We start from the raw sequence: 18,822 nt of genomic DNA on the forward strand, positions 1-18,822 counted from the left end.
GTATTTGTATTTCCATATTTTAATAATTATTTCTAAATAAATTTTCCATTAAAATTTCTAATCTCTACTAAATAAATCTCTAGTATAAACCTTATCCACTACATCTTTAATTTCATCAGATAGTCTATTAGCTACAATAACATCGGATATTTTTTTAAACTCATCAAAGTCTTTAATCACTCTTGAGTTATAGAAATTGTCTTCTTTAAGTGCAGGTTCAAACACCACTACTTCTATACCCTTAGCTTTAATACGCTTCATTACACCTTGTATAGCAGATTGTCGGAAATTATCCGAATCCATCTTCATCGTAAGTCTATATATCCCTACAACTTTAGGTTGTCTCTTTATAATCATCTCAGCTATATGGTCTTTTCTAGTTCTATTAGCATCTACGATTGCAGACATGATATTCTGAGGCACGTCTTCATAGTTTGCTAAAAGTTGCTTTGTGTCCTTTGGTAAGCAGTATCCACCGTAACCAAATGAAGGGTTATTGTAGTGAGTACCTATACGTGGATCGAGTCCAACCCCCTCGATGATCTGCTGTGTGTTCAGACATCTTACCTCCGCATATGAATCTAGCTCGTTGAAATAGGCTACTCTAAGTGCAAGATAAGTATTTGCAAATAACTTAATAGCTTCTGCTTCAGTAGGATCAGTATATAAAATATCAACATCTTTTTTGATTGCTCCTTGAGCTAGAAGTTCAGCAAATACTTTTGCTCTCTCAGACTTCTCGCCAACGACGATTCTTGATGGGTAAAGATTGTCATATAAAGCTTTTCCTTCTCTCAAGAATTCAGGAGAGAATATCACATTCTCAGTATCAAATTTTTCTTTGATTGACTCTGTGTATCCAACAGGTACTGTTGACTTAATAATCATTACAGCATCTGGATTTATCGATAACACATTAGCAATTACCGCTTCTACCGTTCTTGTATTGAAATAGTTCTTCTCAGGATCATAGTTCGTTGGAGTAGAAATGATGACATAATCAGCATCCTTGTATGCTTCAAAGTTGTCAGTTGTTGCTGTTAAATTAAGATCCTTGGTGGTTAGATACTCTTCAATCTCTGGATCGACAATTGGAGATTTTTTATTATTAATCATATCAACCTTATCTTTAATAATGTCTAATGCGATAACTTCATTATGTTGTGCCAAAAGTATAGCATTTGACAGGCCAACATAACCTGTTCCTGCAATTGTTATTTTCATGTTTTACGCCCCTTCCAAAAATGTTGTAGATATTTAGTTATTTATCCAACCGTTATCTTTGTTATGTTTAATTTCCAAAATTGTTTAAAATCAAGTTTAGATTTATAAATTAATAGTTCACTACATAAAATAATTAATCGTTCTTTATATTAATCTTTGAAATACTTGTTGTTTCGTTTATATTCCCTATTGACATAAATTATTTTATTCAACAAAGTAACTGGATTCAAAAACTTAGCATCCATTATCTTGATTCTATTTTTCTTAAGTGTATAAAATGTCCATATGACTTTCTTGAAACCATATTTTTGTTTTATGGCGGCTATAATATATGTCCTTCCATCGAGTCTAAAATTTTTCCATTTTGTCTTCTTAAGATTTGATTTCACAAATTTGCAGTATTCAATATGAACAAATAATCTTGAATCAAATACAATTTCACTAATATTTCTAGTAAGTGTTCCTTTACTACGAGTGACGCAATAGATCTTTTCATCTGATGCTGCGAACTTTTTCAGTTTATGTCCGACTTTAGTCGAAAACATAACGTCATTTGATGCCAAAACTTCATCAAAACAAAGGTGATTACTACGTATAAATTCATTATTAATTAGCTTAGTCCATGGAACAAGAAACTCATATCGAAGTTTAGCTTCTGAATCTTCATCTCCATTATTTAGATAGTCTAATATTAGTTTTTCATATTTCGAATGTCTATCAGAAATTTTATTTGACACTAAATCATAACTAGTTGGAACAAAAAAAACAACATCGTTATCGGTATCAAAATATTTACTTAGTTTTCCATAGAATCCATTAAGAAAATAATCATCTGAATCTGCAAACAATACCCAATCTCCTTGAGCAACATCAAGGCCAATATTTCTACATGCACCTGCTCCTTTAATTCCAGTAGTGTTTTCTAAAAAAACTACTCCTTTGTTAGTTTCTTTTACTTGAAGGTAGGCATTTATATTCTTATCACTTAAATCGTCTACAACTACAATTTGTATTTCACTTATCTTAGGTATAGTAGATAGTAATTTTTTTAACATTTTAGGTGAATTATAATGTGGTATAATTATTGATAATTTAATCATGTTTCACCTCTATTCCATTTCATACATCATGTCATAGTAATTTTCGTAGTCACCAGAAATGATATTCTCGATCCATTTAGTATTCTCAAGGTACCACTGAATTGTTTCTTCCATACCTTGCTCAAATGTATATGCCGGCTCCCAACCAAGTTCAGTCGTGATTTTAGTATTGTCGATTGCATACCTTCTATCATGACCCGGTCTATCTTTAACGTACTTAATCAAGTTCTCTGATTTTCCAAGAGTACTAATAATCAGCTTAACTATTGAAATATTAGCTTTTTCATTATTCCCGCCAATATTATAAACTTCTCCATCTTTTCCTTTATGAAGAACCGTGTCAATTGCTGAGCAATGATCAGAAACATGAAGCCAGTCTCTTACTTGCATCCCATCTCCGTAAACTGGTAACTCTTTTCCCTTTAGGCAGTTATTGATAATTAGTGGAATTAGTTTCTCAGGGAATTGATATGGGCCGTAGTTGTTGCTACATCTAGTGATATTTACAGGCATACCAAATGTTTCGTTATATGCTCTAACGATCATATCTGCACTAGCCTTTGACGCAGAATAAGGACTGTTTGGCATAAGCGGCATAGTTTCAACAAACATACCCGTTTCGCCAAGCGCACCATATACTTCATCAGTTGACACTTGAAGGAATCTTACTCCTGGCTTGTACTCCTTGCAATACTTATCACTTGGACACACTTTCCAATATTTCTTAGCAGTATCTAAGAGCACTTGAGTTCCGATAATATTAGTTGTTAAAAACACCTCTGGTTCTTCGATACTTCTATCCACATGAGATTCTGCTGCAAAATTTACAACTGAAGTAATTTCAATGTTCTTGAATATTTCTTCAATCTTCTCTCTATCTCTTATATCAACTTTCATGAACTCATAATTAGAATTGTTGTCTATATCTTTTAGATTCTCTAGATTCCCTGCATATGTAAGGGCATCAATGTTTATAATCTTATATTCTGGATGCTTTTTGAGCATGAGCTTTACAAAATTACTGCCAATAAAGCCCGCTCCTCCTGTGACTAAAATTGTTTTCATTCCACTAATCCTCCTGACAATTAATTTCTGCAATAAATCTTGTTAATGCATCTTTCCAATGTGGCATTCTATCTAAACCAGCTTTAGTTGTATTCTCTTTTGATAATCTTGAATTTAAAGGTCTGTTTGCTTTGGTTGGATAATCCTCAGTAGAGATCGGATTTACAATCATGTTTATTCCAGATTTTTCGAAGATTGATTCTGCGAATTCATGCCAGCTGCAGAAGCCTTCATTCACACCATGGTAAGTCCCATAATTATTAGTTTGGATTAGATTAATAATGAATTGAGCTAAATCTTTTGTATATGTAGGCGCTCCTATTTGATCACTCACCACATTAATTTCTTTTCTTGATTCTGCGAGTTTCATCATCGTCTTCACAAAATTATTACCGTTTATCCCATACACCCATGAAGTTCTAACTATAAAGTAATTATCTGTCAATTCTCTAACGATTTTCTCACCTTGTTCTTTTGTATATCCATAATAATTAATAGGATTTGGTTCCTTTAATTCGGAATGTAGCTCTTGCCCTAGACCGTCAAAGACATAATCTGTACTTATATAAACTACTTTAGCGTTAATCTCTTTTGCTGCTTCGGCTACAGCTCTAGTGCCCTCTACATTAACTAAGTAGCATAAGTCTTTCTCATCTTCTGCTTTATCAACCGCTGTATAAGCAGCACAGTGAATAACCACATCTGGGTTTTTCTCTATGATATATTTTTTTACTTGATCTTTATTTGTAAGATCGAGTTCATTTCTTCTTGGAGCAATAAAATCAAAATCCATTTCTTTTAATTGCATCATGACATCATGACCAAGTTGACCATTTACTCCTGTAACCATAAATTTAAGGCTGAAATCTACGTCACTATCCTTAAGTAAAGGTGCTTTTAAATCCTTTTCTGAAAGTATTGGGGCTTCAATTCCCCAATTTACTCCAATCTCGGGATCATCAAACCGAATGCTTCTATCACACTCAGGAGCATAATATTCGTCCACTTTATATTGAACTTCTACATTATCTGTTAATGTTAAAAAACCATGGGCAAACCCTTTTGGAATGAGAAGCTGTTTTTTGTTATCCTCAGACAGCTCAACGCCTAACCATTGTTTATATGTAGATGAACCTTTTCTTAAATCAACAGCAACATCTAAAATCCTTCCCTTTGTACATCTTACCAGCTTTGTTTGCGCTTTGGGGTTTTCCTGAAAATGCAGCCCTCTTAGTGTCCATTTCTGCGCTGACATAGAATGATTGTCCTGTACAAAGTCAACGTCTATGCCTAATTCTTGAAATTTAGCTTTTGAATAAGTTTCAGTAAACCATCCACGATGATCACCAAAAACACTGGGTTCTAATATCAAAATATCATCGATTTCTGTTTTTATAATCTTCATTGAGTTACCTCACTTAATATCTTATTTTCCCTTCTGCCACTTTCTTGAGATGTTCTCCATATGGCGATTTCCCATATTTTTCAGCAGATACTAATAGTGTTTGCTTATCAATCCAATTATTATGATAGGCGATTTCCTCAAGGGCGGAAATCTTTATACTCTGTCTCTTTTCTATCATTTGAACAAATTCTGCTGCTTCAACAAGGCTATCCATTGTTCCAGTATCGAGCCATGCATAACCCCTACCGAGCAATTTTACATTGAGGGTTCCATCTTCGAGATACATTCTGTTTAAGTCAGTGATTTCTAGCTCTCCTCTTGAAGAAGGTTTGACTTTCTTAGCAAAATTAACAACTCTTTTGTCATAAAAATACAATCCTGTAATACAATAATTTGACTTTGGACTCTGAGGTTTTTCTTCTACAGAGATTACCTTTCCTTCATTATCAAATTCAACAATTCCAAATCTCTCTGGATCGTGAACATAATATCCAAATATTGTAGCTTTTCCATTTTGTGCATTTTCTGCTGCCTCTTTTAGAATTGGAGTAAACCCATTACCATAATAGATGTTATCACCAAGAATCATAGCCACATTATCGTCACCAATAAATTTTTCTCCGATAATAAATGCCTGGGCTAATCCGTCTGGAGATGGTTGTTCCGCATATGATAAGTTGATACCAAATTCACTGCCATCACCAAGGAGCTTCTCAAAATTTGGTAAATCATGTGGTGTTGAAATAATTAAGATATCTTTGATACCCGCCAACATTAGTACTGAAAGCGGGTAGTAAATCATTGGCTTGTCATATACCGGCAACAATTGCTTGCTAGTAACCATAGTTAGTGGATATAATCTTGTTCCTGACCCACCTGCTAAAATAATCCCTTTCATCTTATAACCTCCTTGTAAAATAAACCCAAATATTCAAAACACATTTCAACTTACAGCTTATGAATATAAATTCTCTATTATACTCTCAAACTCCCAAAATGGTGTTTTTTGATTTCAAGTTTCATATCATTTATTGCGCCTAAATATAGTAAGCTTAGCAATTCAAAGTATATACTTGACATAATAAATGTCATTTTGATTTCAAATAATAAAATCAATATTGTAATCCAAAAATAAATAACTGGATACATATTATCTTTTAATTTATATTTCTTCCAAATTTTATATAGATTTTTTGTGGATTTTAAATACATAAAAACTCCTGCAAACATACCAATAAAACCTATAGAGTAAATTGATTTTATATATCCAGGATCTTTATTTGCTATTCTATATCCGCTTCCAAATATAAGTTTTATAGGCTTTATATTTTCATCTATGCTAATATGTCGCTGAACAACTGACGTATGAATTCCATAATCCGTATAAGAAGAGTCAAATCGCTCTATAGTATTTGCAAGCTTTGGCATATACTTATATACTTCTGTTCTATAATTAGACCCGAAATTTGTTGTCATAATGAAAAAAGAAACAGCTAATATTAGTAACGGGAATATATATTTCAATATATTTATACTGCTTTTTAACATACCTTTTTTTAGTGCGTACATAAATACAACACCAATCAACATAGTAAGAACTAATATACTTGTCCTTGATGTAAATATAACAGCTATTATATAAATTAAGCTTTTATTGTTGAAAAATTTGCTTTTCTTTATAATAACATTTGGAATATTTAAAATAATACCCACTATACATAAGAAACCTGCTCCTTCATAACTAGGCGAAAAACCTGTAGATCTCAAGTTTAAATTTGTTTTTTCAAACCCACTTATAAAAGCTATTATTTGTTCGAAATCTGGATAGATAACTCCTATTATGATGCTAATCGCATGTATAAAAAGAATAGTCTCAAGAATCCTTAATATTTCATGTGTCCGTATTTCCCACCTATAAATAAACAAACCAATAACCAAATAGGTAGTTGCAGCGCGAAAGCTTCTAAATACTTCAAAGTAATCGTTTGATGCATTTAGTGCAGAAATAGATAATGCGTAGATTCCAATAATTATTGTACCAATAAAAAAAAGAATATCAAACTTTGTAATACCAACAATTTGATTATTGCGTCTCAAAAAAGCAAAAACGAACCATAGTATAATATATGCATACCTTGTATCATATCCGCCAATACTAGGTGTGAAAACTATGGTGAATACGAATAGAATCACAAAAAAGTTACGCACTCCAAATTTCTTAAACATATTTATATTTTGATCTATTCTATAATCGTCCATAATTAAGCCACCCTTATTTCGATAGTATTTTAATCTTCTTAAGTATTATTATGCATATCGCTTAAATACACTCTTCAAAAATTTTAGTACTTCTATATGTTGTTTAGATTTCGAATAATATCTTTAGTTATACTATCCCAGCTAAATTCAACTAATGTTTTTTCTAATATATCCTTCTTGTACAAATTTTTGTATGATTTATAAAATTTATAAACCTCATTTAAATCTATTATTTGATCATTTTTAGATATGAAATATAAATTGCTGTCTTCACTTATGTCAAAAATTTTCCCACTTGTTACAATAGGTAATGATTTGCTCAAGTATTCAATATTTTTGATTGCAGTATCAATATCTGCATTCCTTTTATTTAGCGCTAGAGTTCCTACCCCTATATGAGAAATATTATAAAGCTCATTTAAGTCATTGCCAAACTTCTTTCCGTGAAAAATAACATGACCCGTCAGATTATTTAATTTGCAATACCTTTCAAGCTTAGATATTTCATCACTTTCCCCTACAACATGAAAATAAATATCTAATCCATTTTCCAGTTTTCCTTTAGATTCCATAATAGCGTCAATTACTCTATCGTAGCCATGGTATGGCCATATTGTACCAACTCCAATCAAATTGAATTTATCCTCGTTCTTTTTTTCTGTAAATTTAATTTTTGTGTTTATTTCAACTCCATTTTTAATTAAGTACATTTTCTTGTATACTTTTGAATTACTATTGCTCATTATTGTGTATATATTATCCACATACTTGTAAATCAACGGCCAATGTATGATATCATTACATATTTTTATAATGGCTTTCATTTTATTATGCGCTACATGAAATTGTTCATAATAATAAGGATATGTTGGTATTTCATATCCAATTTTGTGGCCGGATAATTTAGCATTTTTTAGGAATCTAATGTGTGATACCGTAGGTATCATATGACGTATATATATTAACATTTTTTCATTCTTTATTAGAGCATTAGCAACTTCAATTAATTCTTTTATTGTCATGATTCTTTCTTTAGAGTTTGAACCTACTTGATTAAGTCTACTCTTTATAGTTTTGTTAACTATCTCACCATTAATTATCTCCAAATGTACGATTGAATCATCTTCGCAACACAAAAGAGAACATTTCTGCATAGATTTGCTAAAGCCCCTTGCTTGAGATAATACTTTTTTAGCAATACCATCTGTTTCCGATAAGTAAATGAATGCTATATATAAAATTTCGTTGTAAATAACAAACACCTCCTTCATATTTATTAATACTTTCAAACTTTTTTAAGTATTTTTACTGGTATTTCTTTCGATATATCGTTTTTGCGATAATACAGCCTTTAAACAATAAAGTCGTCCCATCAACTTCTTGTGAAATGGTCTTCCTTTTGAGAATCCACCACAAGAAACATTTGTTTGATGTCGTCTATATAGTATTAGTGGTTTATCTATAACCTCACACTTAAAATAGTATTCAGAAATCAAAGTAATCCAAAGATCATGAGGACAATATTCCACATTCTCTGGAAAAGGAAACAACGACTTCAAAACTCGCCTATTAAAAGCCATACAGCAACCTAGATACCTAGTTTTAATTAAATTTCTAACAAACCCATTTTTAATGTTATACTCCTCAAATCTTGAACTGTTAATTACATTTAGAGACGCATCAACGGTATCTGCATCTGAGATCACAAAATCATATTTTCCCAGTTTTTCAAGAGTAATACTTACTTTATTTTCTAGCCAGACGTCATCTTGGTCTGCTAAAAATATATACTCACCTTTTGCTTCACTCAAAGCATTTGCGAAGTTGTTAGTGAAACCTCGCTGTTTTTTATTATAGAAAATTTTAATTCTTGGATCGTTATAACTTCTTATTATTTCTATAGTACTGTCATCAGAATGATCATCAGAGATGATGATCTCATCTATATCTGATAGCTGTAAAATTATTGAGTCTATTTGTTCTTTTATGAACTTTTCTCCATTGTATGTGGCTATGCAAACGCTAATCCGTGTCATAACAGCTTCACCTCTTTTCATATATTAGCTAACATTAACTATACTTCTTCAAATATTGTATCTGGTTTTTCAGGGTCGAAAGCCTCATTAGCCCACATGATTGTAACCATATCCGTATCACAAAGATTCTCTATGTTATGTGTATATCCCGTTGGTATATCAACAACTTCCATTTTGTCGCCGCCAACGTAATACTCTAACACTTTATCTGAATCTATTTGTCTGAGCCGAATGACACCCTCACCACTAACAACTAGAAACTTCTCACTCTTTGTATGGTGCCAGTGATTTCCTTTTGTAATACCAGGTTTTGATATATTTACTGAAACCTGACCACGATCAGGCGTTTTAATGAATTCAGTAAAAGATCCTCTCTGATCTACATTCATTTTAAGCTCATAACTAAACTGGTCTTCTGGTAAGTAGCTCAAGTATGTACTGTAGAGTTTCTTAGCAAATGCATCAGACATGTTTGGTATCGATCTATCTTCTCTACTCTTCTTGAATGATTGAATTAAATAGACTATTTCGCCAAGAGTGATTGTATGTACAACAGATACTTCACAAAAATCTCCCACTTTATTTTCGTTTGCTTCTAAAGCATTTATAAGCTCGTTTACTACATCATCTATATAAACAAGATTCATTACTACACTTGAATCGTTCACTTGAATCGGTAAGTCATGTGCTTCATTATGACAAAATGTGGCAACAGCACTATTGTAGTTAGGTTTACACCATTTACCAAATACATTAGGAAATCTATACACTAGAATTTTTGCGCCAGTTTCCTTCCCATATTCAGATAGTAAATCTTCCCCAGCTTTTTTACTTTCACCATAAGGATTATCAAGTTCAGCTTGAATAGATGATGAAATCATTACGGGACAAGTATTATTATGCTTCTTAAGAGAATTTAACAGGTCAGAGGTAAAGCCAAAGTTACCTTCCATAAATTCAGATTGATCTTTGGGTCGGTTTACCCCTGCAAGATGAAATACAAAGTTCGCTTCTTTGCAGTATTCATCAAGTAAAGAAGGATCTGTATCCCTATCAAACTCAAAAATATCTTTATACTTTTTATTTCTTAGCTCTGCTATTAAGTTTTTTCCTATAAATCCTTTGGATCCAGTGACTAATATTTTCATTATCTAGCCTCCCAGTTACGTAACTCTTCTCTAATTTCCTCCAAAGATAATAATCTTTCTTTTATCTCATCAACAGTTAAAATTTTAGTATTGTTTGAATTATACTCATCGGTCAAAGTAATCCTTGGCGACCCTTGCTCCAAGTATTTTTCATAATTCAAATCTCTATTATCCGCTGGAACTCTATAAAAATCACCTTTATCAATAGCTTTTGCAGCCTCTTCTTTAGTCAACAGTACTTCATACATTTTCTCACCATGACGAGTACCAATAATTTTGATTTCATTGTCAACGTTAAATAGTTCTTTAAGAGCTTGAGCTAAATCACCAATATAGCACGAGGGGGATTTTTGAACCATAATATCACCTGTTTCAGCATTCTCAAAAGCATATAGAACTAAGTCAACAGCATTTTCTAGACTCATAATAAATCTTGTCATTTTGGAATCTGTTACAGTGATTGGTTGTCTATTTTTAATCTGTTCAATAAATAAAGGAATAACTGATCCCCTTGAAGCCATAACATTGCCGTATCTTGTTCCACATATCAATGTTCTATCCGGTGATACTGTTCTAGATTTTGCTATAAATGTCTTTTCCATTAAGGCTTTGGAAATCCCCATAGCATTAACTGGATAGGCGGCTTTATCAGTTGATAGGCAAATCACCTTTTTTACACCAGCCTCTATAGCCGCAGTTAATACATTGTCTGTTCCAATAACGTTAGTTTTAACAGCTTCAATTGGAAAAAATTCACAAGAAGGAACTTGTTTCAATGCTGCCGCATGAAATATATAATCGACATTGTGCATTGCATTTTTTAAACTAGATAAATCTCTAACGTCTCCAATATAATACTTTATTTTGTCATTCTGATAGTACCTTCTCATATCATCTTGTTTTTTTTCATCTCTTGAAAATATTCTTATTTCCCTAATATCTGTATTTAGAAACTTTTCTAACACTACATTTCCAAAAGAACCTGTTCCGCCTGTTATTAACAAAGTCTTATTTTTAAACATTCTTAGTCTCCTTTTAGTAATTATCATTTATGAATTCATAAAATAGTTCAATGAGCTTTCGAGTATTTTGAGTACTAGAATAATTCTCTGCCCCAAATATTTTGGCATTATCTGCCATTGTTTTTAACTTTTCTGAATTATTGTATAAGTCCAAGATTGCTTTAGCTAGAGTTTTATGATCATCATTAGATACAGATATACCAATATCATTTGCATTGAACATTCTAAAATACTCAGAGTCTTTCTCGACTGAATTAACAATTACTCGCCTACAGGCCATTAATAATGGTGCTTTACTTGGGACTCCATTACCAATTACACCCTTATTTAAGGGTATTATACAAACTGAACATGCGCTATATACGTCTGGAACTATTTCAATAGGTTGGAGAGGGTAAAACTCTATATTACTAAGTTTTCTTTTTTTAGCTTCCGTTATAAACTTTTCTTTTACATTTCCGTCTCCTATCATATGAAATACTATATCTTTATAATCTGTTAAATATTCCGCGGCTTCGAGTATAGCTTTATAATTAAACACATAACCGATTGTACCAGCAAATTGAACTATAAATTTATTTGTTGGTATTTTATACTTTTTAATAAACCTGTTTTCATCATCGCTAATTTCTTTAACTGCCCTATCATCATACCAAGCTGGTACAACCCTGACTTTAGAAGGATTTACTCCTTGTTCAACAACTTTTCGCTTCATGTCCTCAGACAGCACAGTTATTACGGTACTCAATTTATAAGAGATTTTTTGTATTAATCGTAAGATTTCGTATAAAGTTTTACTTTTCATTACGCCAATGTCATACGCATGGCCTGGAAATATATCATATATGTTATAAACAATAGGTTTTTCACTGAATATTTTCAGAAGTAAAAGTTGATATACAACCGTTGGACAAGATTGTAAAAATATCACATCTGCATCTTTGACTTTTCTCCAGTATGTAAAGCTCTGAAAGGCATATTTCATTTCATCGATGTATCTATTAACAAATCTGGACTTATCAATGACTTTTCGATCCACTACGTCACAAGAAAAACCCGGTTTATCTTTTATCAAATCGGGTATATCAGGGTTTATTTTTTTTCGTCGGCTTTGTACTAAATGAACTTCAAAGCCTTCTTCTAAAAAATCATTTATCATCGTCATCGCCATTTGATTGTTAGGTCCAGGAGTATCAAATCCTTCTGTTGTAATAAATAGCATTTTCATATTTAAAGCTCCTTCAGCTATATAGCGTTATTTCTTCTTTTCCAAGTACTGTTTCACTTCAATACCAATACCTTCTTTAAAAGCAATTGGCTTGTACCCAAAATCTTTTCGTGCTAATTCATGGCTAAAACTTCTATCTTCAGCCATTCTTTGAACCTTTTCTACATAATCAATTTTCCCTACACTAATTACTTTTAAAATAATTGCAAATGCAACTCCTACCGTAAGCGGAACGCTTATGAAATAAGTTTTTCTATTGAGGTGTAAACTAATAAGTTCAAATGCTTCTTTCATACTTATTGGTTTTTCACCAGAAATAATATACTCTTTTTCTGTAGCCTTTGATAAATGCTTTAAAACAAGAAAATAAGCTTGCCCTAAGCTTCTTGCGTTAACTGGCTGAATCAGACCTCTACCTCCATTTATCACTGGAAATAATCTTAATCTATCAACCATTTTTATAAATTTACTCATATTTAAATCACACAAGTCACCATATATCATCGTAGGTCTTAAAATAATTATATTAAGCTTATGATCACTTTTTTTAGTTAATAACTTTATCTCTTCTTCGATATATTGATAGATTTCTGAAGCAGATTTGTACTTAGAATATATTCCAGTCGTATGTACTAACGCAGCATTTTTAACCTTGTTTAAATTAGCTGCAACAACTACATTTAAACTGTTTTGAATCCCTGCAATATGCATAATTGAATCAACGTTTTTAGCACATTCATTCATAAATTCTTGATCATTTAGATCTCCATAAACTTTCTCAATATTTAATCCGCTGTTATCTAACATTGAAGTGTCAGATGTTTCCCTAACTATGCAGCGGATTGGTCCTTCATATTTATGATCAATAAGTTCTTGCAAGAAATATCTGCCTGTATGTCCTGTAATCCCTGTCACTAATAACATCTGCTCACCCCTAATGTTTCACTGACTCTTTATCAGCTTTCTTTGTTCCAGTCCCACCTTCAACTACACCATCACTTCTCAGGACACTAAATATCGTTCCAAAGAAGCATCTAACATCCATCCAGAATCCTATCTTCTCAACGTATTCTCCATCTAGTTTAGCCTTGACTTCTATCTCCAACTCATCTCTACCATTAATCTGCGCCCAGCCTGTAAGACCTACAGGCACGTCATTGGCACCATATTTGTCCCTTTCTTCAATCAAATCATACTGATTCCAAAGAGCTGGCCTCGGACCGATAATGCTCATCTCACCTTTAAAGATATTGATAATCTGTGGTAGTTCATCTAGGCTTGTCTTTCTTAAAAATTTACCAACTTTTGTGATCCACTGATCAGGATTCTCTAATAGATGAGTTGGCGTGTCCTTCGGCGTATCAATTCTCATGGTACGAAACTTCAATATATGAAAATGACTCTTGTGGATTCCGACACGTTTTTGTTTGAACAGCACCGGGCCTGGAGAGTCTAGTTTAATCGCTATTATGAGTACTAAAAAAACAGGAGATAAAATAATAAGTCCGAGTGTTGAAAGTATGATATCTATTAATCTTTTGATTTTTAAATAAACCATGTTAGTTCCTCCTGCCTTTAATTAACGCCAAAACCTAATGTGATTCCATTAACACCATATTTCTCAGAAATTATATCGAGCAATTTAACTTTTTCCTCTTTTGGTAATTCAAGTGTATACAGATCAAAATCTTTCTTTCCCATCGGAGCCTTTGGGTCTTTATGGAAAGTGAAAAGACCTTTTTGTGATTTTTTTCTTGAATTTGATTGTTCATCGCTATATCTATTTACCAAATATTTGTCCTTTGGTAAACTTTCAATAAAGTTGTCATATAAAGCTTTAAATTTAATGTTAGATAAATATTTTGTGTTGCCTTCTATCATAAATTTATCCAATTCATCAAGTGTAAATTGATCAAGCTCTCCCAAAGTAAATTCATCGATTAATGATAATGTGATTGGTAAATCCGGAACCTCTACATAACTTGGTATTTCAGAATTTAAAACAGCTAAATAAGTTAGTTCCTCATTATTTCTGCAATTAAAATTTGCAAAGTATAACGCAACCCAAGGACTTGACGTCCAATCTAACAGCCTCGTCTTTTCTCCATAATGTTGAGCATGCTCTATAACATCTACAAAAGTATTAAACTCAATTTTTTGTTTATTTGAGTTGTAATAACTATGTAAAATCTCGAACTCAATATAATCACCACGACCTAATGAAGGCTTCATATGGTAATCGTAATCCTTATAACCTCTGAAAAAATTTGATTCATTATTTAGTTTTTCAAAAACTTGAACTACATCTTCAGCAGTCTTTAAAAACATATGACGCCTCCAGTTTATTTCTTGATATTAATTTTCTGCTTATTATTGAATACATTGAGCATAAAACTATCATTCAGCTCCTTATTTCCAAGCTTCACATCAGTAACAAGAGCCTTAAATAAGTCAATCAAAGCATAGTTTATTTTTTCTGATTTATTCGAAGCATTAGCTGATGCTATATCATGAAGAGCTTTTACCTTTTTAATCACATCATCCGAATCATGAAAAACAATTACTATGCTATTTAAAGCTTCTGAAAATCTATCACCATTTATGTCATACCGATTTCCAAATAATTGCATTATCAAATTCATCTTCTCTTTGCGACGCTCAGCTTTTTTATAATAAAGAGTGGATATTATCACACCCAAGATTCCCGATATTAATGAAGATATTATTACTATTAAAAAATCCATTCCATACACCTCAAATCTATATGTTGTATGCGGCACTTCATTCAGCACTAAATCTTGCATAAATGTATGCTTTGATTGGATGCTTAGTCGTGTAATGCTTCTGTAACATTCACCCTTATACTGCAACCCTTGAAACCCTTGATATTACTAACTTACAGCCTCTTTATCCTTTCACCATACTCACGTCGAATCGGCGTTAAATACATAAAAGTTTGCGATTTCTCAGACTACATAGACTACAAAATACTGAAACCATTGATTTCACTGGCTTTGAGACTGTAGTCTGACTTTTTTATAGACTACAAAATCAAATTTTGTAAAACTACATATTGTGGTCCGATATTTTTGACCTACTATATCTTGTAATCCTTTCACCATACTCACGTCGTTCTTCTCATCCAATCAAAGCCAAGGAACTGGAACTGGATCAGGTTCTGGTTCAGGATCAGGCTCATTATTACCTGGAGCATCACTGCAGTCAATTTTCCCGTCATTGTAATCAAATATTGATGAGTCCAGTCCATTTTCAATCATAAACTGCTGAAATAACTGCTCACTATCCCCTGCATCAGCTCCTGCCAAATACAAATGATATGCTGTACTAATGTAGATGCTCTTTAAAGCACAACGGAATTTCGGACTGCTTATTACAAGCATTACAGACACAGCCACCAGTGCCAGAATCAGTCCATATTCAACTTTTGCCTGACCGTGACTGTCCGCAATAATTTTTCTCATGAGACTTCACCCCTTTAAGACAAATGAGAAATCCTATAACAGTTTAAAATATACAAGTTTAGCAACACGAAACTGCTTTAATATTCAATAGTCAGTGCATCATGCGTTTAATGCTTTAGGCATAGCAGCAATCTTTTAAATTACGGAATGTGACTCTTTTCTTATGTCCGGCTTATAGGTGGGAACAATCTCGTGAATGATTTCTTTCAGCTGATCGCCTGAAATACGTTCATCATGAATGTCAACCTCCAGCTTCTCTAGGGTCGTCTTAAGACTTCCTTTGTCAAAACCATTGGGTCTTCCTACAAAAATCAGCTCATTCGGTGTGCTTTCAAGACCTTCTTCCGCCATGAGGAGTTCCTCATAGAGCTTCTCACCAGGTCTAAGACCCGTAATCTTGATCTGGATCTCCTTATGAGGCTCATAACCGGAAAGTCTGATGAGATTTTCCGCCAGATCATAAATCTTCACAGGTTCGCCCATATCCAGCACAAAGATTTCTCCTCCCTGGGCATAGGAACCAGCCTGCAGCACCAGCTGCACCGCTTCCGGAATGGTCATGAAGTATCGTACGATATCCTTATGCGTCAGGGTGACCGGTCCACCATTTCGGATCTGCTCCTTGAAAAGCGGAATCACGGAACCGTTTGATCCTAGTACATTTCCAAACCTTACCGCCACATAGTCTGTCTTACTGGATGTACTGTCCATAGTCTGGACTATCATCTCACAGAGCCTTTTGGAAGCCCCCATGATGTTCGTGGGATTCACTGCCTTATCTGTGGAGATGAGTATGAACTTCTCCGCCTCATACTTATGAGCGGATTCAGATACATTCAGTGTTCCAAAAACATTGTTCTTAATGGCTTCCTCCGGACTGGTTTCCATGAGCGGTACATGCTTATGCGCTGCCGCATGAAACACTGTCTCAGGACGGTAGGTTTTAAAAATCCAGTCAATCTTCTTCTTGTCTCTTACAGAGGCAATGAGTACCAGAAGGGTCAGATTAGGGTGATTTCTCTTCAGCTCATTCTCAATGGCGTAAGCATTGTTCTCATAGATGTCCACAATGATCAGCTGCTTTGGTTTAAGCTTTGCGATCTGTCTGGAAAGCTCACTTCCAATGGAGCCTCCTCCACCAGTCACAAGGACGGTCTTTCCTTCGATGTACTCAGAGATTTTTCCATTGTTAAGATGAATCTCTTTTCTACCTAATAGATCCGATATTTCTACATCTCTGATGGACTTGATATTTAGTCCTTTATCCACCATCTCATAGACACCAGGAAGGGTCTTCAGCTTTGCAGGGGTATTCTTCGCAACTTCAAGAATCTCTCTTCTTTCTTCATGCGAAGCACTGGGAATGGCAAGAAGAATCTCATCCACTGCACACTCACCGACAATCTCCGGTATGTCTCGGACTTTTCCTAGAACCTTATGTCCGCTGATTCTCGCGTACTGCTTATAGTCTGAATCATCCACCAGTCCCACAATCTGCATGGAAAGCTCCGGATGGTTTCTGATTTCCTTGATGATGAGCGCCGCAGCTTCCCCTGCACCAACAATGAGGATATTCTTATTTCGAGACTGGTTTTTCCCTTTAATATTCTTCTTCTCATAGAGAAGCCTTCTATAGATTCTGAAGAACATTCTGTTACCCAATGTTCCAAGAAGTACTCCCCCACTGGAAATGATAATCACTGGCAAGGAGAGTTTCTCATCCAGAATCAGAAGATCATAAAACACTGCGATGGACCCGGAAAGAATATTGGCCAGTACGATGTTCATGTAGTCATAATAGCCTGCCACAGTCCAGAGACTTCCATAGAGCCTGAAGAAGTAGAATACTGATACATAGATCAGCGAAATCACAAAGACATATCTGTAGAATCCATTTCCATCAGCACCAGGCAGACGGAAATCATGAATCAATAATGAGGATAGAAAATACAGAAGGAAAACGATCCCTATATCACTTAAAAACATGACTATTTTTTTATACTGTCTGAATTTCATTAATATCAAAGGGATCATCTCCTTAGCTTACTTTTCTACTTTTTAATTATAGGATTCGTTTTCCGAATAAGGGATTGCTGCAAGAACTGGAAGTCTTAACTCATTTGCGATGAACTCTGGATCCTTTACAGTCTTATCCAGGAATTCCAGAAGAAATACAAAGAATACGGAAAGCATGAGACCCAGTACAAAGCCGATGGCCAGGTTCATCCTGATATTCGGTGAGGAGGGTCCTGCAGGCACATTGGCAGGATCCAGAATCTGCACGATATCCGTTCCTCTCAGTTCTCTGCTCACAGCCTTCAGGCTTCTCGCCATCTGATTGGCCATGTTGTAAGCAAGCTCTCTGTCCGTTGATGTGACGCTGAGGTTCAGAAACTGTGTATTCCCCTTAGGAGAAGTTGTGATCATGTTCTGAATGTCTCCCACAGTCATATCCAGCTCCAGATTCGCTATGACATCTTCTGACACGGTTCTTGACTTTGCAATCTCCGCATAGGTGTCTACCAGCTTCTGATACATGTTGATGTCATTGATGGTTTCTGTAGCAGAGGTCCCTGACCTTTCATCACTGATGAAGACCGCCACCGTAGAGCGGTATTCCGGCTCCACAAAGAAAAAAGTAAAGATTCCTGCAGTCATGGTGATGAGAATCGTTACTATGATGATCAGTCCGAGTTTTTTCTTTATAATCTGCCAGAGGGTACTGAGATCTATTGTTTCTTCATTCATGTTCATTGTTAGCTCCTTCTAATTAAAGTAAATATTGTGCTGCTTCATGTCATTTCCATGAATCAGCTCTCAAGATAACAGTATAACATACTATCTATTCTATTT

Annotated in this window: 18 protein-coding genes and 1 pseudogene; all 19 read right to left on the bottom strand. The window is 34.0% G+C overall.

The genetic code is table 11. The annotated features are described in order from the left end of the window. Positions 1-57: 57 nt before the first annotated feature. The gene (locus ACHAL6_RS04030; protein ID WP_395268949.1) at positions 58-1,224 is read right to left on the bottom strand and encodes a nucleotide sugar dehydrogenase; all 1,167 of its coding nucleotides are present in this window, start codon (positions 1,222-1,224) and stop codon (positions 58-60) included. 149 nt (positions 1,225-1,373) lie between these two features. Next, a complete protein-coding gene (locus tag ACHAL6_RS04035) occupies positions 1,374-2,324 on the bottom strand; it encodes a glycosyltransferase family 2 protein (protein WP_395268950.1) in 951 nt (316 codons plus the stop codon). 9 nt (positions 2,325-2,333) lie between these two features. Then, positions 2,334-3,389 (bottom strand): dTDP-glucose 4,6-dehydratase, encoded by a 1,056-nt coding sequence (gene rfbB / locus ACHAL6_RS04040; RefSeq protein WP_395268951.1) that lies wholly within the window; start codon positions 3,387-3,389, stop codon positions 2,334-2,336. 4 nt (positions 3,390-3,393) lie between these two features. Beyond that, on the bottom strand, positions 3,394-4,239 hold the full coding sequence (gene rfbD, locus ACHAL6_RS04045; protein ID WP_395268978.1) for a dTDP-4-dehydrorhamnose reductase: 846 nt from the start codon (positions 4,237-4,239) through the stop codon (positions 3,394-3,396). A gap of 12 nt (positions 4,240-4,251) precedes the next feature. Next, a pseudogene (gene rfbC, locus ACHAL6_RS04050) lies at positions 4,252-4,794 on the bottom strand (dTDP-4-dehydrorhamnose 3,5-epimerase); the annotation flags it as partial. Between the two features lie 13 nt (positions 4,795-4,807). Continuing rightward, on the bottom strand, positions 4,808-5,692 hold the full coding sequence (gene rfbA / locus ACHAL6_RS04055) for a glucose-1-phosphate thymidylyltransferase RfbA (RefSeq protein ID WP_395268952.1): 885 nt from the start codon (positions 5,690-5,692) through the stop codon (positions 4,808-4,810). Positions 5,693-5,769: 77 nt separating this feature from the next. Further along, positions 5,770-7,053, bottom strand: a complete 1,284-nt coding sequence (locus ACHAL6_RS04060; RefSeq protein WP_395268953.1) for a hypothetical protein — start codon at positions 7,051-7,053, stop codon at positions 5,770-5,772. Between the two features lie 92 nt (positions 7,054-7,145). Further along, positions 7,146-8,342 (bottom strand): glycosyltransferase, encoded by a 1,197-nt coding sequence (locus ACHAL6_RS04065; RefSeq protein WP_395268954.1) that lies wholly within the window; start codon positions 8,340-8,342, stop codon positions 7,146-7,148. A 6-nt stretch (positions 8,343-8,348) separates the two neighbouring features. Beyond that, positions 8,349-9,089 (bottom strand): glycosyltransferase, encoded by a 741-nt coding sequence (locus tag ACHAL6_RS04070; protein ID WP_395268955.1) that lies wholly within the window; start codon positions 9,087-9,089, stop codon positions 8,349-8,351. A 38-nt stretch (positions 9,090-9,127) separates the two neighbouring features. Then, positions 9,128-10,237, bottom strand: coding sequence for a capsular polysaccharide biosynthesis protein CapF (locus ACHAL6_RS04075; RefSeq protein WP_395268956.1), 1,110 nt, complete (start codon positions 10,235-10,237; stop codon positions 9,128-9,130). Further along, complete coding sequence (locus ACHAL6_RS04080) at positions 10,237-11,259, bottom strand: polysaccharide biosynthesis protein (protein WP_395268957.1); 1,023 nt, start codon at positions 11,257-11,259, stop codon at positions 10,237-10,239. Before ACHAL6_RS04080 ends, ACHAL6_RS04075 begins: the two co-directional genes overlap by 1 nt. 13 nt (positions 11,260-11,272) lie before the next feature. Further along, positions 11,273-12,487 carry a glycosyltransferase family 4 protein gene (locus ACHAL6_RS04085; RefSeq protein WP_395268958.1) on the bottom strand — a complete coding sequence of 405 codons (1,215 nt, stop codon included), beginning with the start codon at positions 12,485-12,487 and terminating at the stop codon, positions 11,273-11,275. Between the two features lie 27 nt (positions 12,488-12,514). Next, complete coding sequence (locus tag ACHAL6_RS04090) at positions 12,515-13,411, bottom strand: NAD-dependent epimerase/dehydratase family protein (protein ID WP_395268959.1); 897 nt, start codon at positions 13,409-13,411, stop codon at positions 12,515-12,517. A gap of 10 nt (positions 13,412-13,421) precedes the next feature. Next, positions 13,422-14,045: a sugar transferase gene (locus ACHAL6_RS04095; protein WP_395268960.1), complete on the bottom strand. Its 624-nt coding sequence runs from the start codon at positions 14,043-14,045 to the stop codon at positions 13,422-13,424. A 17-nt stretch (positions 14,046-14,062) separates the two neighbouring features. Further along, positions 14,063-14,815, bottom strand: a complete 753-nt coding sequence (locus ACHAL6_RS04100) for an FRG domain-containing protein (protein WP_395268961.1) — start codon at positions 14,813-14,815, stop codon at positions 14,063-14,065. Between the two features lie 14 nt (positions 14,816-14,829). Continuing rightward, positions 14,830-15,231, bottom strand: coding sequence for a DUF6680 family protein (locus ACHAL6_RS04105; protein ID WP_395268962.1), 402 nt, complete (start codon positions 15,229-15,231; stop codon positions 14,830-14,832). A gap of 402 nt (positions 15,232-15,633) precedes the next feature. Then, positions 15,634-15,969 carry a Flp family type IVb pilin gene (locus ACHAL6_RS04110; RefSeq protein ID WP_395268963.1) on the bottom strand — a complete coding sequence of 112 codons (336 nt, stop codon included), beginning with the start codon at positions 15,967-15,969 and terminating at the stop codon, positions 15,634-15,636. 135 nt (positions 15,970-16,104) lie between these two features. Beyond that, positions 16,105-17,985, bottom strand: coding sequence for a polysaccharide biosynthesis protein (locus tag ACHAL6_RS04115; RefSeq protein WP_395268979.1), 1,881 nt, complete (start codon positions 17,983-17,985; stop codon positions 16,105-16,107). Positions 17,986-18,027: 42 nt separating this feature from the next. After that, positions 18,028-18,723 (bottom strand): YveK family protein, encoded by a 696-nt coding sequence (locus ACHAL6_RS04120; RefSeq protein ID WP_395268964.1) that lies wholly within the window; start codon positions 18,721-18,723, stop codon positions 18,028-18,030. Positions 18,724-18,822: the final 99 nt, after the last annotated feature.

It is taken from the genome of Proteiniclasticum sp. C24MP, assembly GCF_043951855.1.
Lineage (GTDB): Bacteria > Bacillota > Clostridia > Clostridiales > Clostridiaceae > Proteiniclasticum.

Coding starts and splice junctions, on each gene's coding strand:
- ACHAL6_RS04030 (WP_395268949.1), bottom strand. CDS start 1,224: ATGAAAATAACAATTGCAGGAACAGGTTATGTTGGCCTGTCAAATGCT.
- ACHAL6_RS04035 (WP_395268950.1), bottom strand. CDS start 2,324: ATGATTAAATTATCAATAATTATACCACATTATAATTCACCTAAAATG.
- rfbB (WP_395268951.1), bottom strand. CDS start 3,389: ATGAAAACAATTTTAGTCACAGGAGGAGCGGGCTTTATTGGCAGTAAT.
- rfbD (WP_395268978.1), bottom strand. CDS start 4,239: ATGGTTACAGGAGTAAATGGTCAACTTGGTCATGATGTCATGATGCAA.
- rfbA (WP_395268952.1), bottom strand. CDS start 5,692: ATGAAAGGGATTATTTTAGCAGGTGGGTCAGGAACAAGATTATATCCA.
- ACHAL6_RS04060 (WP_395268953.1), bottom strand. CDS start 7,053: ATGGACGATTATAGAATAGATCAAAATATAAATATGTTTAAGAAATTT.
- ACHAL6_RS04070 (WP_395268955.1), bottom strand. CDS start 9,089: ATGACACGGATTAGCGTTTGCATAGCCACATACAATGGAGAAAAGTTC.
- ACHAL6_RS04075 (WP_395268956.1), bottom strand. CDS start 10,237: ATGAAAATATTAGTCACTGGATCCAAAGGATTTATAGGAAAAAACTTA.
- ACHAL6_RS04080 (WP_395268957.1), bottom strand. CDS start 11,259: ATGTTTAAAAATAAGACTTTGTTAATAACAGGCGGAACAGGTTCTTTT.
- ACHAL6_RS04085 (WP_395268958.1), bottom strand. CDS start 12,487: ATGAAAATGCTATTTATTACAACAGAAGGATTTGATACTCCTGGACCT.
- ACHAL6_RS04090 (WP_395268959.1), bottom strand. CDS start 13,411: ATGTTATTAGTGACAGGGATTACAGGACATACAGGCAGATATTTCTTG.
- ACHAL6_RS04095 (WP_395268960.1), bottom strand. CDS start 14,045: ATGGTTTATTTAAAAATCAAAAGATTAATAGATATCATACTTTCAACA.
- ACHAL6_RS04100 (WP_395268961.1), bottom strand. CDS start 14,815: ATGTTTTTAAAGACTGCTGAAGATGTAGTTCAAGTTTTTGAAAAACTA.
- ACHAL6_RS04105 (WP_395268962.1), bottom strand. CDS start 15,231: ATGGATTTTTTAATAGTAATAATATCTTCATTAATATCGGGAATCTTG.
- ACHAL6_RS04110 (WP_395268963.1), bottom strand. CDS start 15,969: ATGAGAAAAATTATTGCGGACAGTCACGGTCAGGCAAAAGTTGAATAT.
- ACHAL6_RS04115 (WP_395268979.1), bottom strand. CDS start 17,985: ATGAAATTCAGACAGTATAAAAAAATAGTCATGTTTTTAAGTGATATA.
- ACHAL6_RS04120 (WP_395268964.1), bottom strand. CDS start 18,723: ATGAACATGAATGAAGAAACAATAGATCTCAGTACCCTCTGGCAGATT.